Annotated in this window: 13 protein-coding genes and 1 pseudogene; 7 read left to right on the top strand and 7 right to left on the bottom strand. The window is 45.2% G+C overall.

Annotated features, from left to right (window positions below):
• Positions 1-34: 34 nt before the first annotated feature.
• Both U719_RS14065 and U719_RS14070 read right to left on the bottom strand, forming a co-directional pair.
• Complete coding sequence (locus U719_RS14065; RefSeq protein WP_023469449.1) at positions 35-595, bottom strand: hypothetical protein; 561 nt, start codon at positions 593-595, stop codon at positions 35-37.
• 75 nt (positions 596-670) lie between these two features.
• A complete protein-coding gene (locus U719_RS14070; protein ID WP_023469450.1) occupies positions 671-2,386 on the bottom strand; it encodes a hypothetical protein in 1,716 nt (571 codons plus the stop codon).
• A 327-nt stretch (positions 2,387-2,713) separates the two neighbouring features.
• On the opposite strand from U719_RS14070, the gene U719_RS14075 reads away from it, so the two are divergent.
• Positions 2,714-3,148: a sigma factor gene (locus tag U719_RS14075; RefSeq protein WP_023469451.1), complete on the top strand. Its 435-nt coding sequence runs from the start codon at positions 2,714-2,716 to the stop codon at positions 3,146-3,148.
• Complete coding sequence (locus U719_RS14080) at positions 3,145-3,978, top strand: tyrosine-type recombinase/integrase (RefSeq protein WP_023469452.1); 834 nt, start codon at positions 3,145-3,147, stop codon at positions 3,976-3,978. The genes U719_RS14075 and U719_RS14080 overlap by 4 nt, the downstream gene beginning before the upstream one ends.
• Here the strand turns inward: U719_RS14080 and U719_RS14085 are convergent.
• Together U719_RS14085 and U719_RS14090 are read right to left on the bottom strand one after the other, a co-directional pair.
• Positions 3,959-4,777 carry a tyrosine-type recombinase/integrase gene (locus U719_RS14085; protein ID WP_023469453.1) on the bottom strand — a complete coding sequence of 273 codons (819 nt, stop codon included), beginning with the start codon at positions 4,775-4,777 and terminating at the stop codon, positions 3,959-3,961. The two genes, U719_RS14080 and U719_RS14085, sit on opposite strands and share 20 nt — an antisense overlap.
• 107 nt (positions 4,778-4,884) lie before the next feature.
• The gene (locus U719_RS14090) at positions 4,885-5,568 is read right to left on the bottom strand and encodes a hypothetical protein (protein ID WP_023469454.1); all 684 of its coding nucleotides are present in this window, start codon (positions 5,566-5,568) and stop codon (positions 4,885-4,887) included.
• A gap of 505 nt (positions 5,569-6,073) precedes the next feature.
• Between U719_RS14090 and U719_RS14095 the strand changes: the two genes are divergently transcribed.
• From U719_RS14095 to U719_RS16880, 3 genes are all read left to right on the top strand, one after another.
• Positions 6,074-8,728: an immunoglobulin-like domain-containing protein gene (locus tag U719_RS14095; RefSeq protein ID WP_023469455.1), complete on the top strand. Its 2,655-nt coding sequence runs from the start codon at positions 6,074-6,076 to the stop codon at positions 8,726-8,728.
• 161 nt (positions 8,729-8,889) lie between these two features.
• Positions 8,890-12,816 (top strand): immunoglobulin-like domain-containing protein, encoded by a 3,927-nt coding sequence (locus tag U719_RS14100; RefSeq protein ID WP_023469456.1) that lies wholly within the window; start codon positions 8,890-8,892, stop codon positions 12,814-12,816.
• A gap of 153 nt (positions 12,817-12,969) precedes the next feature.
• Positions 12,970-13,872 (top strand): hypothetical protein, encoded by a 903-nt coding sequence (locus tag U719_RS16880; protein ID WP_023469457.1) that lies wholly within the window; start codon positions 12,970-12,972, stop codon positions 13,870-13,872.
• A gap of 399 nt (positions 13,873-14,271) precedes the next feature.
• Here U719_RS16880 and U719_RS17140 read toward each other — a convergent pair whose 3' ends face one another.
• Both U719_RS17140 and U719_RS17145 read right to left on the bottom strand, forming a co-directional pair.
• Entirely contained in the window at positions 14,272-14,349 is a 78-nt protein-coding gene (locus U719_RS17140; RefSeq protein ID WP_081706964.1) for a hypothetical protein, read from the bottom strand.
• Positions 14,350-14,528: 179 nt separating this feature from the next.
• Positions 14,529-14,666 (bottom strand): annotated as a pseudogene (locus U719_RS17145) (prealbumin-like fold domain-containing protein); the annotation flags it as partial.
• Between the two features lie 444 nt (positions 14,667-15,110).
• On the opposite strand from U719_RS17145, the gene U719_RS14110 reads away from it, so the two are divergent.
• On the top strand, positions 15,111-15,620 hold the full coding sequence (locus U719_RS14110; protein WP_023469458.1) for a hypothetical protein: 510 nt from the start codon (positions 15,111-15,113) through the stop codon (positions 15,618-15,620).
• Positions 15,621-15,721: 101 nt separating this feature from the next.
• Positions 15,722-15,907, top strand: coding sequence for a hypothetical protein (locus U719_RS14115; protein ID WP_023469459.1), 186 nt, complete (start codon positions 15,722-15,724; stop codon positions 15,905-15,907).
• Positions 15,908-16,062: 155 nt separating this feature from the next.
• Here U719_RS14115 and U719_RS14120 read toward each other — a convergent pair whose 3' ends face one another.
• Positions 16,063-16,917, bottom strand: a complete 855-nt coding sequence (locus U719_RS14120; protein ID WP_023469460.1) for a hypothetical protein — start codon at positions 16,915-16,917, stop codon at positions 16,063-16,065.
• Positions 16,918-16,927 lie beyond the last annotated feature (10 nt).

Here is a 16,927-nt window from a genome sequence, read left to right on the forward strand (position 1 = left end):
AGACTGTGACGTGTTCTATATTACGTACTCTCCTTCATCGATCCGTCGCTGAAACACCAAATGCGCGGACATAGCCTTTGGTATCGTAGTCAAACCACAGCAAGGCTTTTTTACTTACATTGTAATAGTACGTACCCTTTTGTTCGAATCGGAGATATTCTTCTTTTTTAATTTGAAAGCTCATCTTTGCTGGGACTTCATCCTTTTGTAGCGTTTCGTGTTGACTCGGTTTCCCGAGCGCCTGTTTGACCTCACTCAGCTTGATTTTACGGTCGTTGAGCTGCGGTAACGTCATCAAGACTCCGACATGCTCCGGGTACTTCGTACTAAACCGAAAATCGGAATACAGATACGTTCCTTTCAACTTCCCGAAGACACAACAATCGGTCTGATCGACCCCATAGCTGGCGTCCTTTCCTTTAATCGTGAAACGATCATACAGCTTCGCCTTTGCATCAAGCAAGGTTCCTTTTTCTGCTGCTGCGAATTGTTTCTTCAAGTACGCGGCATTCGACATCGTTTTCGCATCAACCGTCATTGGAACAAGTAATACAAGCACTAGTAGTAGTGCCATACATCCTTTCATCCATTTCATTCGATGTTCCTCCTTTGTCGTGGATTACCGTTACCCTAACACAACTCCTTCATTTTTCCAAATCCATCCATCTGTTTAATTCACATGAATCAACCGTGCCGTTCCTTTCGCGTCAAAGGCGAACTGGCACGTCACTTGTCCGATCCGATATTCGTAGACGCTGCGGATCGCGTACGTCGCGCGCATCGTTTTGCCTTCGACGACGCGTTGCAAGTAGGACGTCGCATACGTTTCCTTGAACGTTGGTTTCCCGAACACGGCGCTGACTTCTGCTTTCGTCAGCGTCCGTTTCTCAAGAGATGGTGCGAGCGTGACGAGATCAATCCGATCGATTTGACTGCCGAAGCGCGGATAACGGGCTACAAAATGACGACCTTTCCACTTTCCGTTGAGAACCTTTTCTCCTGTTTGAACGAGGCTACCGGACGTACCTGTCCACGAGACATAACTAGCTCCGACGCGTGGTGATCCTTCAAACCCTTGCTTCTCTTGCATCGCCTGCTTTTGACGTTTCAACCAACTGCTGTCGGAGACAGTCGAGAGCTTCGGTAACGGGATGACTTTTCCTTTGAGTGTCGCAGTGTAGCCTCCGTAGGATGCTCGTAACGTGTAGGCTCCCGCTTTTTTCCCGTATAGTTTTCCGGACGAGACGCTCGCGATCGTCGGTTGATCCGAGACCCACTTCACTTTTGCCGCGACTTGTTTTTTCTTGCCGTCTGCTTGCGTGACATTGAGAAGAAGCGGCTCAGGTGATCCGACCTTCACTTCCTTGAAGGAAGACGGGATCGAAAGCGCGACCGGTCGCTCGACGAGCAGGCGACCATCGTACATGTTCGTCCGCTCACCACCATCGGCATTCGCGATAAGGTAGCGGGCTCCTTTCGACATGCCGAGCACCGACGAGTAACTGACGGAATCATCCCGATCCAGCGATGTCTCGATCCGGTGACCGTTTTTCTCGAACAAGGCGAAGTAACCGTCCCGTCCCGTATACAAGGCACCGATGAACTTCCCACTTTCGTCGACCGCGATATCTTTATACGTTCCGGTCATCCCCGTGATGAACTGCGAGGAGGTACTTTCCTTGAATTGATGTGCTCCATCATAGACATATAGACGGCGGTCGTTCGCCTTCGCGAGTACGAGTGTGCCCTCGCGTCCCATCTCATAGGCGGCGTAGCCGGATGGATGCGTGAGACGTTTCGCGAGCGTTCCGTCTTTCTCGTAGACGTCAACGCTTGTCTCACGGATGATCGCTAAATAAGCAGTCGACGTCCGAATCGCTTTTGCTCCTGTCGTCTCCTGGACAAAACGAACGGTTGCTGAATCTAAATCGTAGACGGCTGTCTGCTCGACCCCCTCTTGTTTCGCGCTCACAGCAAGGAGATGTGAGTCTGGGAAGAAGCGAGCACGAGTGAACGACTGGAGCGTTCCTGCAGGTGTCTTGATCTGGTCGATGACGTGTAGCACGTTTCCTGTCGCGTCACGTACCTCAAGCACTTGATCCTTCACAAAGACAAATCGTTGTTGATCGTCCGAAACTGTAAAGTCTTGTACCGGTGCTCCTTCTTCAGTCGATAGCACCTGCAAATCACGCGCTTGCTCGAAATCAAAGAGTCGCGGTGCTTCATAAGTTCCCCAGCGCCAGACACGCGACTCATTCGGTACAACTTGAAAAGCAGATGAAGGAGTGAGTGACGTGACGAACGGAATTTTGACTTCTGCCGACGAATGGATCGACGTTGCAGAATACAATACGGTCGCAGCAAGACCGACGATCAATTTTTTCATATGTAGTTTCTCCTTTTTAGTGGCGTCTTATTCATAAGTATAATGAAATTCTCAACATTTGCCTTCTTTTTCCAAAAATAAATCTTTTTTCGAACACGTCCGAGGATAAGTAGAGTTATCCTCGGCTTTCAACGTCACTTTTTTGAATCGTGCCAACGGTTTTCTCATCTTTTACGATACGTTCACTCTTAAATACAGAAAAAATCCTCTTCATTAATCGAGAAAAACCGCATGAAATCAGACGGCTGTATCGGATAACTCTACTTATACTGAAACTACCGCGGAATACATAGCAGATATGCATATCTCGTCAAAGGACTCCCTCCGATGAATGAACTTCTTCGCAACTGGCTCCCCCTCATCAACTCCCTGCTCTCTCGCCTGTCGATCCACCCAAATGAACAAGATGAATGCCGGCAAGCCGCTTTGCTCCGACTCTGGAAATCGATCGAGGATGGCAAGACGTTGACCGTCACTTTCGTTCGGATTCGCGCGAAAGGCGCGATGCTCGATTACCTGGCGACCCGTAACCGGACGCTCGCAACAGAAGTCGTCTCCGACGCGTTACCGGAACGCCCGCGTACCCCACATCTGTCGTTCACCTACCTGATGAATGAACTCAAGCGAGACTTATCGGCGACGGAGTTCACGTTCCTTGAATCCTTGATGAACGGGACGGAAGAGACGCTCGGATATTCGCACGCCCGGCTCCGGTCCTTGAAATCCGAACTCCGTAAGAAAGTCGAGTATTTGCTCGGATGATGGTGTTCTATGAAGAACGATTATTAACGTTGATCGAACAAGGACCCTACAGTCCATTGACGAAAAAAGCTTACCGCAGCGACGTCCGTCATCTGTGTCGCAACGTGACCCGAATTGATGTTCCTTCAATGCAACGGTACGGCACCTTACTGCGAACGTCGTATGCTTCGACGACTGTCGCCCGTCGTCTCCACGCCCTGTCGACACTGTTCGACCAACTCGTTACTGAACGCGCCTTAGCACACAATCCCCTCGCGCAAACGAAACGTCATCCCCCGATTGCCCGTCGACGCCCCCGCTTTTCGTATGATGAGGTCCGGTCCGTCCTCGAACGGATTACGGACGAGACCATCTACGCGTTCTGCTTTTTACTGCTCCATACGGGACTTCGTTTCGCCGAGGCACATGCTTTACGCCTGACGGATGTCGATTGGGATACCAAGCAACTCTTCGTTCGTCACGGAAAAGGAGGACGTATGCGTCACCTGCCGTTACATGACGAATTGCATCACGTCTTATTGCGTTATCTTGAGACAACATGCGTCCCTTCGCAGGAATTGTTTTCAACGGAGACGGGTCGTCGCTTCCCGGCAGAACGGATTCGGTCGACGTTACGCGAAGCGAGTCAAACGCAGCTCGGTCGGATTCTCCGTCCGCACGATCTTCGGGTGACCTTTGCGACCACGCTCTACCACGAACATGAGACGGACGTATTGACGATCATGCGTCTACTCGGTCACCGGGACGTCCGGACGACCCAACACTATATCCTTCCTTCCAGCGATATCGATCGCGCCTCGGTCAACCGACTCAAGCCGACAACGTATTGAGGATCTCCCGGATTCGGTTCGTACGACTCCGGATATAGCCGACGGTCGTCGTCGGATGCGCATGACCGAGTAAGCGCTGGATCTCAACGATCGTACAGCCTCCTTCATGATGCAGATAGGTCGCATATGCGATCCGGAGCGCATGCGGGCGGAGCGGTGCACCGCTCAAGCGCAAGGCTGCATCACGGAGAACGAGACGCGCCGTCTGTTCGTGCAGATGGCGTCCGGTCACGGACTGAAACAGAATGCCCTCTTTGCGCTCACCGAGGAAATGTAGGAGACGATGCGACAGCATCATTCCGATCGGAATCGTCCGCAGGCGACGTCCCTTGCCGTAGCGGACGAATAGCGTATGCGTCTTAAAATCGATATCCGTAACGGATAACAGGCGTGCTTCAGTGAAGCGGAGACCGGTCTGGCAAATCACCTCGAAAAACAAACGGTACATCGGGTCCTCGATGCTACGGACGATCGACAGCCCTTCTTGTAAATCATGGTAAGTCTCGTCGGGAAAACGTTGGTGGGTAATCGGTGACACGTCATGCAGTGGATTCCGTTGCAACCTCCCGGCTCGGACAAGCACATTCCCGAGTGAACGCAAGGCATGGAACCGCCGCAGGATCGTCGACGGCTGATAGCTCAGACGCATCTGATCGAAGTAGTGCTGGAGCGATGCGATCGACCACGAGAGACCGGCACGTTCCATATGCCGGACGTCACTACGGTAGGCTTTGATCGTCGGTTTTGCGAACGTCGGATGTGAGATGAGATATTCGTGCAAGTACTCGTCGTGTTGCATGGGAATTCCTCCTTCAGCTAAATGATTTCATCTGCTCGATCTCGTCAATTCCTGCTCCGCTTAGACAACAGGAGTCCATCTAGCAAAAGATGGACTCCTGTATGTATTCATAGTGACGTATGATCTGCGACTTTGAAGGTTTTTTTCTTATAGTCGTAACTCATGAGGACCATCTTCCGTCCACCCGTCGAAGTCGGGAAAACATACGTCTTATAAGATGACTTCTCTGCACCGATCGCAGCGAGTTCCGCTTTCGATTGAATCGACGACCAATCCGTCGCCTCGATTCCTGTCCACTCCCCAAGCCCTGTTCCAGAAAGAATCGCATCGAGTTGCTTCGCTGTCATTCCTTTTTTAACCTTTGCGCCCTTTACCAGCTTACGTGTGCTTTCACGTGCGGCAGACTTCGTATTTTCACGATAAATATCAAAGGATTTTCCGATCAATCGATAGACCGAACTGTTCTTTTTCGTCATGAAGATGAGTGACGTATCGCTATCTCCGTTCTTGCCATTCGTGAAGTAGTAGAACTTCGTTTTTTGACCGTACGAGATTTCCGTCGACTCCGCTTGTTTCTTTAAAACCGTACTGCCACTCTTTTTCACCAGTTGTTTTTTGTAATCTTTACCGTATAAGACTTTTGCTGCTTCCGTCATCGTCATACCAGTCTTTAAGTTTGTGTACTGCGTCGTATACTTCGTTTCCTCTTTCGTAGCAGCCGATGCACTTCCAGCACATACTGTCGCGCCTGCGATCATTGCTGCAAGTACCGTTGTTGTCATGCGTTTCATTCGATCATCCTCTTTCTTCTGTTCATTTCATGAATGCATCATTCATACCTCATCTCATTATAATGGATTTAATGGTTTTTTCTATCTATTTTTCCTTTTTAGTTTTTATTTTTACATTTTTATTCAATTTTTATCGTTTTTTCATGACCCTTATTTCGAAATAACACTTAATTCGTACACTGGATGACCGAATTTAGTACTTTTTGAAAATAAAAGAAACAAGTATGTCATATATTTGAAATTTAGATCGAAATTACTATTTATTGAAACTTTATGAGTATATAGACCTTCAAAAGATGAATATTTATTACATCTCTAAAATCCTCTTATACCAACGATTCAGGTCAATTGACCTATATTAGATGCCTAATAAATACCATTTAATATAATTATGTTAAAAATATTACATATTTTCCATAATAAAAGGGTAATTTTATTTTATACACCTGAGATGCACGTTCATCCATGCACACTTTAGTCTATTGATTTAGAGGAGGTTGTATTGATGAAAAAAGGGTTGGCAATTGTTCTGAGTCTTCTTCTCATTCTGTCCTATGGGTTGACCCCATTGGGTGCTTCTGCCGCTTCTTCGAGTAGCGTCAAGACCGTCTACTCACCGAAGTATCTCGTTCACTACGGTGGCGTGAAGTATGCTAAGAAGAAATTGACGTATCCAAAATCCGTCAAGGTCAAGCTCTCGAACGGGAAGTATGCGTATCGATCCGTCAAATGGAGTAAGGTCAGCTTTGATAAGAAGTACATCGGAAAAAAACAAAAGATCAAGGGAGATGTCTACGGTACATCAAAAAATGCGTACTGGTATGTCAAAGTCAAAAACTATCCAGCGAAGGTACTTGCTCCGAATGTCATGACCGTCGGAAAGAATCAACCAGCGAACTTGCCGACACGTCTTTCAACGATTTTCGAGGGTGGACAACGCTACTCGTATCCGCTCAAATGGAGTAAGGTCTCAACAGCTTCATTCGGTACGAAAAATCTGACGTATTCGACAGTCGGACGCAACCTCGAAATCTACGGGGCTGCCAAGTTGAAAGTATCCGATGTCGTCCAGTCGATGCAGAAGTACTATCTCGTCTCGTACGGGAAAAAGATTCGGGCAACCGGCAAAATTCTCTATGAAGCAAAAGGTATGAAGAGCTACCTCGTCATTACGGATAAAAAGACAGGTGAGAGCACGAAGATGTATCTCAAGCTCGACAAAAAAGGTCACTACTACGTGACAAGTCAGGAACTCGCACCAGGAGACTACACGGTCTACATCCTGTCGGGTTCGAAAAAGACGAAATCCGTCACGATTACGATCAAAAAACCGATCACGGAACCAACGGATGAACAAAAACGGGAACTGCTTCAAAAGTTACTTCTCGTCATCAACGTCTCGAACCCCCTATTAAGTGACATCGAGTTCCCAGAAGTCGATGGTGTCTCGTTCGCGGTCGATTCAGACAACTCAGCTGTCTCTAGCAGCGGAAAAGTCATGCGGGGCGCGACCGATCAAACCGTTAATTTTGCAATCAAGGCGACATTTGGCGGTGTGACGGAAAGCAAATCGTTCTCGAACATCCTCGTTCCACGAAAAGATTTATCGGACGAAGAGTTGATCGACTTTACGCTTCAGAACTTCACGATCGCCAATCCACTCAAAACGAATATCACATTGCCAACAGCTGAAGGAATCTCGTTCTCGCTGATTTCGTCGAATGAAGCCGTCGTCTCAAGCAACGGAATCGTCAAACGCGGAATGGAAGATAAACAAGTCGACTTGACGTTACGCGCGACGAAAGGCAGCTTGACGAAAACGAAGAACTTCCCGAACATCCTCGTCCCGAAAGTCGACAATGCGACAGATAGCCTGTTGCAAGACTATCTTGATAAACTCGATATCAAGAGTCCGGTGACGAAAAACATCGTCCTTCCAGCACTTCCAGGTGCTACAGTCTCGATCACATCGACTAAACCTAGCGTCATCTCAGACACAGGTGTCGTCACACGCGGCATGACGGATCAAACGGTCTCGATCGTCGTCTCGGTCACAAAAGACGGTATCACGAAATCACGTGATTTCTGGAACTTAACGGTTCCAAAACAAGATGCAACGACAGATGAATTACTTGATCTTTACCTGTCTGGTTTGACAATTAGCAGTCCGTTGACAATGAACTTGTCGCTCACACCACCAGCTGGTGTAAACTTATCAATCAGTGCGTCAGACCCAAATATTTTATCGAACTCAGGTATTCTGACTCCACCAGATGTCGATAAAACGATTTCTGTGACGGTTACCGTCTCTAAAGACGGCATCACGAAATCACGGACGTTTACGAATATTCTTGTGCCACTCAGTCTTTCAGCAGAGCTAGATGCTGCGCTGAATGCAATCAATCTGAATCTATTGAATTTAACGGGTAACGTCAATTTACCAAGCAGTTCGAAAGGAATTGCGGTTCAATGGACTTCAAACAATCCGGACGTCATCTCGAACGACGGTGTCGTGAAAGGGGCATTGAACTTACAAAACTTCACACTCAAAGCAAGCGTCACAAAAGGTGGTATCACGAAAACGAAAACATTCGCAGGAACAGTCGCAGCTAATCTGGGGCTATCGTTTAAAAATGATATCGCTAAAATCAAGTCGAGCGTCGGTACGCTGAACGTCGGTTACAACCTCAACCTTCCGACTTCATTGAATGGTTCAGCGGTTACTTGGACTTCGAGTGCACCATCGTTATTAAGTAGCACAGGTGCCATCTTGAACGACTCTAGTTCAACGCCATTCACACTGACAGCAACATCTGGAGGGACGTCAGAAACGTTGAATCTTGCTATTCAACGCCCTAATGGCGGTCTACTCGGTGGGTTACTTGACTTACTTGGAGACGTTCTGAAACCGGTCCTCAATGGTCTCACTGGGAATCAAAATACCATCACACTGCCAGATAAATATGGTGGTATTGGCTTACTGGGTATCGGAGAACGTAAAATCACAGGATGGAGTAGTTCTCATCCGGATCTCGTAACGATTCAAGGAAATAACTTGACGCTTAAACGAGATGACTATGATCACGTAGTTGTCCTCTATGCAAACTTCGAAGGATTTAGTAATCCAGTTCCGATCATCATCAAAGTTTCAAAACGTTAATGATGTGCGTTTCTGTTTAAACTAAATATGCGGTGAACCTAGCTTCTCATTAGGTTCATCGCATATTTTTCTACTTTTCTTGTCTACATACAACAAGGGAATTTCAACACCTGAGAGCCAATCATTTGCCTGGACACTACATTTTCTAGGGAGGTTTGGTCATGCGAAAGAGTCTAATCGTTCTTCTCTGTCTGTTGCTTTCCTTCCCCGCCTCATTTCAATCCGTTGCTGCCGCTAAATCAAGCAGCGTCAAAAAAGTATACCGTCCTGCATCAACTGTTCACTATGGCGGTGACGTGTTTGCGGTCAAACCTCTTTCTCCACCGAAGACCGTTCGTGTCAAACTTGCGAACGGAAAAAAAGTAAAACGATCCGTAAAGTGGAGTAATGTTAGCTTCGATAAAAAAATCATTGATCGAAAACAAAAAATAAAAGGAAATGTTTCGGGAACGTCTAAGAGTGCCTACTGGTACGTCACGATTAAAAACTATCCGAAATCGATTCTCCCTCCTGTCGTCAAGACGGTCGGGAAAAATCAATCGGCCAAACTTCCAGAACGGCTATCGACGATTTTTGCTGGTGGACAGCGCTATTCGTATCCGCTTAAATGGACACGTACGACGACAGCGTCCTTCGGGAAGAAAAGCGTGAAGTACACAGCCGTCGGACGAAATGTTTTGATTGCTGGAAAAAATACATTGCGCGTCTCAGATGTCAAACATGAAAGCGTGAAGTATACGCCGTTTGAAAGTGGTCGCCGACTGCTTGTCACCGGTCGGATTCTCTATCCGGCAAAAGGTATGACACATCACCTGTACCTGATCGACGATAAAGACCGTGTATCCATGTATCCACTGAAACGTGATCGCCAAGGATACTTCCGGATCGAAACGAATATGTTGCCGGTCGGACGCTATGATGTCTCGATTTTAAGTGGATCGCAAAATGCAGCGCCTTCCACTGTGACGATTCGTAACGTCGTCACGCCTCCAGCACCGGACGACTCACGAAAAATCCTGAAGGCATTGCTTGCAGGAATCACGATTCCAAATCTGCTCCTCCAAAATATTCAGTTTCCACAAATGGATGGAGCCACATTTAGCATTCGCTCCACAGACGGCAATCTATCGCCTACCGGACAAGTCACTCGTACAGATCAAGAACGTGACGTCGCGTTCACGATCGTCGGGAAGTTGAATGGCCTTGAAGAAACACGCTCCTTCTCGGGCATCACGATTCCGAAACGTGAGCTGACGGACGAGGAACTGATTGACTTCACTCTCGACAAATTCAAGCTGGCAAGTCCATTGACGAAGGACGTTCAGTTGCCGCAAGCAGAAGGTATAACATTCCAATTAGTGTCTTCAAACGAAAAAATCGTCACACCGGACGGTAAAGTACGCCGTGATTTGACAGATCAACTCGTCACACTCACGGTAAAGGCTTCAAAAGGTAGTCTCGAAAAATCACGTCTCTACTCGAATATCACTGTCCCAAAAGTTGACAATGCGACGGAGTTATTCTTAGACGATTACTTGAGTCGTCTGACATTCCCAAATCCTTTAACAAGGGATTTAGTCTTACCTGCCGCTACGGGAACGACACTTTCTCTGACCTCTTCTCTTCCAGATGTCCTCTCGTCGACGGGGAAAGTGACACGTGGACTGACCGATCAACCCGTCTCATTTCTTGTTTCGGCGACGAAAAACGGCGTGACACGTACACGTAGTTTTTGGAACTATCAAGTCCCGAAACGAGATACGGCGATTGACGAACTGTTAGCAGATTACTTGAACAAACTCGATATCCCGAGTACGTTAACGCGTGACGTAAGTCTTCCGACAGTTGAAGGAATTCAAACGACACTTTCTTCAACCAATACATCCATCCTGTCAAATACAGGACAAATCATCCGTGGTCAAACGGATAAGATCGTCTCATTAACAGTCATTGCGACAAAAGACGGCGTTACTAAATTACGCACTTTCTCGAACTTGACCATTCCAAAGAAAGAAAACGCGACGTCCGATCTGCTTGATGATTACTTGAGAACGGTCGAAATCCCGTCACCTTTGACGACTGATTATTACTTGCCGACCCCAATGACACCGGGAATCGAGACCTCTTTCTTCTCAACGAATACAGCTGTCCTTTCAAATACCGGAAGCGTGACACGCGGTCTGACTGATCAGATTGTCTCCGTGACGGTGACTGCGTCAAAAGACGGAATCATTCGTAAGAAGGAGTTTCCACTGATCACGATCCCAAAACAAGAGGTGTTACCGGATGCCTTGATCGATACTTATTTGGATCAAGTCGAGATTGCTAGTCCGTTGAATCGAAACATTCAGTTGCCTCTCGCACCGGAAGGAATGACTGTATACCTGACCTCTTCTCAACCTGATATTGTCGCAACGTCAGGCGTTATTAAACAAGCAGACACTGCTCAAACTGTTACGGTCAGTGTGACAGCTATGCTGAATGGTGTTTCAAAGACGAGGATGTTTTCAAACCTCTCAGTACCCGCACGTCCTCTGACAGTCACAGAAGAACTGACGAATTATTTGAATGGTGTTTCGATACCGAAATCACTTGAAACTGATCTTTCATTGAATCCACCTGCAGGAATAACCGTTAGTGTCGAGTCTTCCGTTACTTCGTTGTTATCTAGTACCGGAATCCTGACACGCGATATCGTAGATCGAACGACTGATATTACGGTCATTGCTTCAAAAAATGGGCTATCGCTCTCTAAACAATTTGAAAAAATTTCAGTACCGAAACGTGGATTGACGGATACCGAAGTACTACAAAAATACCTCGACCAACTATCAATTCCTTCTTTACTCAATGATAATCTTAATATCAAGCCACCTACTGGAATTGAAGTTACGTTATCTTCCGACAAAACGAATGTACTTTCAAACGATGGAATCGTCATTCCAGGTATTAAAGATGAGCTCGTCTCACTTAAAATAACTGCTAAAAAAGGAAGTTCTACATTACAGAAAACCTTCTCTAATTTAGTGGTTCCACAGGCAGGTTTATCTGTCAGGGATCTATTAGAGTCATATCTTAAGAACCTCACCATTCCGACTAAATTAACAGAAAATCTAGTGATTCAACCTCCTACAGGAGTAAAATTATCCCTCTCGTCTGATGATCCAGGTGTATTATCGAGTAGCGGAGTCATCGTTCGAGGCGATACGACCAAAAACATTGTCGTCACGGTTCAAGTAGAGAAAGATGGTGTGACTGCTGAAAAATCATTTCCTGAAATTGAAGTTCCATGGACTCTAGAAGCGGAACTAAATCAGGCAGTGAAAGATCTCTCCCTCTCTTCACTAACAGATTTGAAATTACCACTCAACTTGCCGACTGAAGTCAATAAGTTACCGATCACATGGACCTCTAGTAATACCAATGCCATCACAAATACAGGTACTATCATCCCAGCAGTTTCTTCACAGGCGTTTACGTTGACGGCATGGATCACAAAAAACAGCGTTCTAAAAAGTAAGACATTCAATGGAACGATTGCCGGAAATCTCAGTCTGATCCTTAAAGAAGATCTCGCCCGCATCGCTACTGCTAGTCCGACGCTGAACGTGTATCTCGATTTAAAGTTACCTAAATCGTTGAACGGTTCACCTCTTAATTGGTCGTCTAGTAACGAAAGTTTGATGACAACTTTAGGTAAAGTGCTAGTGACTTCAAAGATAGCCCCATTCACACTTTCAGCTGCAACCGGAAATACATCTAGCAGCTTATCGTTATCTACACAAGACGTTCGCACCTCCTTATTAAGTGGCTTACTCAATCTTTTAGGAAGCATCGTCGATCCGATCGTTGATTCACTCACATTAGGAAAATCAGCATCTCTGCCAAAAAGTTACGGTGGTGTTCTTGGCATTGGAGCAAAATCCATTGACGGCTGGACATCCTCTCATCCAGACATCGTGACGATTCAAGGAAATCAGGCTGTCGTAACGCCAGACAAGTACGAACACCTCGTCGTCTTGTTCGCAAAGTTCGAAGACGTGCCTAAACCGGTACCATTCCTCATCAAGGTTCCAGCAAAAAAATAAGATTTCTTTTCCCTCTGTATGTTTTTCAGTACAGAGGGATTTTTGATTTTCGCTAAATTGATGTTTTTTAAAATCTCATTTCTTTATCATTTAAAACTGAAAATATATCCAGTAATTTCCTTGCTATACTACAGAAAAAGGAGGCGTTTAACGATGAAAAAAAGTATGACATGGACAGCACTCGTGACGCTTGGTCTCAGTAGCGCAGTCTATCTTTCGCCTGTTGAAGCAGCGACAGACGAATTCACGGTAGAAACGAAAAACATCCATACACGGACGGAAGTTTTGAAAGGAAAGGCACCTGCCGGATCAATCGTCGTCTTACAGTCGGACGACACAGAGGAAGAGGACTTACAAGAAGTCGCTCATGCAAAAGCTGATGCGGATGGGAACTATTCGATCGAGTTACCCGAAGAAGGATTGATCGGTGAGGATTTCTACGACTACCACCAATCTGATTCCGACGAGTATGACTATGACTATGACGATGAGTACGAAGATGATTCTTCCGACGTCACACCGAACTACTTCCTCGAAGTCGTGAGCGTCGATGATTACACGGGCGATGATGATGGAATGGAAGATGACTGGGACGATTATTACGTAACGCGTGCCACTTCTCATGGCGATGATGATGGAGGAGACGACGGTGATGGTGATGATGATGGCGATGAAGGGGACGAGCCGGGAGAGGATGATGGCGATACGACGGAAGAACCACGAGATCCAATCTCGTACGACCTCGATCCAATCGACCTCACGGTGCGGACATTCATTCCAAAAGCAGCAACCGTCGATACGAAAACACTGACACGTACGACTCGGACAGTGACCGGATCTGTTTCGAACAAGGATGTTCGCGTCGAAGCTTACGTCTATCATAAGTCGAGCAAATCATGGAAACTACTCGGTAAGGCGAAGCCACGCAGTAATGGCTCGTATAAGATGTCGATCAATAAGAAATTGTACAAGAAAGATGCGAGCGTCAACTTCTACGTCGTCGGGAATCGTGATGCGGACGGTTTCAGTAAAGCACTTCGTAAAAAATACAAGTAAATTGGAGTAGTAGAAAGGAAGCGCGACATCGTTACGTCGCACTTCCTTTTTAGTGACTATTTCTAAGGAATTATCTTGAAAAGGAGTTAATCCAAAAACACATTTCCATAAAAAGTTAATCAGAGCCTATAATCAAAGATTTTTTCCTTTAAACTAAAGAAGGTTACATTATTTGGTTTTAAACCAAATTTAATTCCTCAATTTTCTAATTAAAAGGAGCTACTATTCATGAATCGTCTCACGCGTTACCTACCTTCTTTAGCTGTGATTATTTTTAGTATTCTTGTCTTCTTATTACCCTTCCGTTGATCAATCTTTCCCTATGTCAGATACAATGAAAAAGCTGTCTCGACATACGTCGGGACAGCTTTTTGTAATCCTATTCTTATCTTTCTCTCTTTAACCTTCGCGTTGACTCTTTTTTCTTCTACTTAGAGACAGTAGAAGAATTCCAAATGCCGCAAGCAAGAACCCAATAGGCTGAGTACTGAATGGCTCGGACTCACCTGTTTGAGGAAGACCGACTGAATTAGATGGTCTTGTCCCATCTTCATTCGGTGTATCTGTTCCCCATCTGGTTTGTGAGGTGTTTTCGGATCAATCGTGTTCGTTATCGTGACACGGACAACTGCTTCTCTTCCGCTATTTAGACGAATGATACATTGTTCAGAGTCTAACAGATAACCAATAGGCGCTTGCGTCTCGATGAAGCTATATGTTCCTCGCGTCAATCCTGTTATGAGGATTTCACCGTTCGTCTCCTTCAAGAGTTTATCTTGGGTATTCTCACAAGTAGATAGTTGAAATAAAGCTTAAACGGCTTGGCTCCAACAGAATACAGAGCGAAAACTGTTTAAAGAATTTTTATTATTTGTCCTGTCTACTTGACGGGGAACAGTTCAAAGGTCCAGGTTGAATTCTTTATTCTTAAAAATGTTCTATATCAACTGAGATGATAAATGAAGGTACAATGAACCTATAATCGAATTATATATATTACATATTGTGAAATAAAATGAGGGGGTTTCATTTTTGAATTTACAAATTTGTCTTTTTATACCATTTTTTTATTTTGAATTGACCAATAATACATTTTTGGTGGATTCATTAGTTCTTATTCTTTTATCGTTATACATTATGGGAAACAATGTGATTACGCCTGTAATCCAAAACATCACCACCTGCTTCAAATTCGGTATGTTGTTCATGTACTCCAATTCTTGAAAGGACGTGGCAATATGTTGATCAAAAGAAAAACCATTTATAAGTTCTCTATGATTATGATTGCGTCAATCCTCCTTCTCTCGTTGGTTACGACGCTTCCGAAAAAATCATCTGCTGCTAGTCCCGTCATTACGATTGGTTACGGGGGTGCAAAAGATGTCGGAGAAAAATTTAGTACGACCGAGACTGTTTCAAGAAAAGAACTCGTCAGTTTCTTGGAACAAATCAAAAAAGCCGAAAAAAGCGATAACGATTTAAATAATATCCGATTTACGATCGCAGGTACGCTCGTCACTCATCCCATTGCGAAAACATTAAAAGCAAGCCTATCTTCTGGTCTTGCCTCTTATGTCATCTCTTCACTGGTCATCGATAAAGATTTAGGCTCCAAAAAAATTCAACAGGTATTAAATGCTTCAACAGCAAAAAAATTCAAAGTCAAGATCAGATATGAAAAACACACACGTGGTGCTTGGGATAAATGGTATGAAGCATACAGCTCTACCGTGGTTCCTGTAAAATAAGCTATAGTGATGATTATTTGATTCTCAATAAAACCGTTTAAATATGTTATACTAAATAATGTAAACTAAATGATTATGCCAAATCTTTAAGGAGTGAACGTATGTCGAATCGAAAAAAAGACTATCTGATTTCTTTATTGATCGTCATCTTCGCATCCATCGTCATCTTTACACTCGATTTACCAAAAGGGACTAGCTTTGCTGCGATTCTGATCGTCGTGATTCTATCCGTTTTCTTGTATGAGTTTCGATTACTCACTCAAGATAAAGCGAAACAAAAAAGATAACGTGTTTATATAGTAGACGACCTGAACTCCTCACAAGATGGGGTTCAGGTCTTTTTTATCTCTGTATAATCCTAACGAATACTGTACTAGAAAAAAGCGACAGTCTCCGGTCATCAATCGAGTACTGTCGCTTTGAGTATTACTGTGAAATACACTTATTTAACTGGGATCTCGAACGTATACGGAGCGAAATCAATATCATAGTTATCGTTTGAAGCATCAATCAACAGGTTCATGCTTGTCGTTCCGGATTCGACCGCAGGATAAATCATGACCCCTTCCGTTTCGATTCCCGGTAGAATATCCGACTGGACTTCTGCGAGACCAGATTCTTCACTATCGAGGTATTCTGTCTCGAGTTGTTTATTCCCTACGACTAGTTTGGAACCTGAATCGAAGAACGTCGCATTGACGTTCGTCTTGTTCGTAATTTTTACGAAAACACGTGTCTGATTGTCTGCTAGTTCAACCTTTTGCAGTTCAACCTTCAGACCATGTTGATCGACGACTTTATTCAGCTCAATCGTCTTTTTCGTTGGTGCCATCGCATCGATGTAGCTGATTTCCTTGACGCTCTCTGCCCGAATGCCGGCAGCAGAGATTTCTCCACCGAATGCATTCTCTCCTGAGAACTCGTCCACTACGATGCCTTTGACTTCTACATACTGTTCACTTTTGATTTTCAAAGACGTATCTGCTGCGACCATCGTGTTCTTTTCAGCATTCTCCGGATCCCCGTACATTTGGAAGTAGACACCGTCTTCATCTTTTTCTGGTTCTGAGAACACTTTCCCACGGACCGTTACTTCATATCCTTTGTATTTCTTCGGATCCGTATACATCTTCTCGTAGTCTTTCTCCGCCAACGGTCCTTTTGATTTGATTTCCGACTTCGTACCGCTCTTTCCTTTGCCTGACTCTGTATCCGAGTCGCTACATGCGACAAGCAATACTAACAGCCCGATTAAGACGGCTAGTACGATCAAGACGATCTTAAAGAATTTTTTCATGTTTCTTCTC

Origin of the sequence: Exiguobacterium sp. MH3 (genome assembly GCF_000496635.1) — a bacterium.
In the GTDB taxonomy this organism is placed as follows: Bacteria; Bacillota; Bacilli; order Exiguobacteriales; family Exiguobacteriaceae; genus Exiguobacterium_A; species Exiguobacterium_A indicum.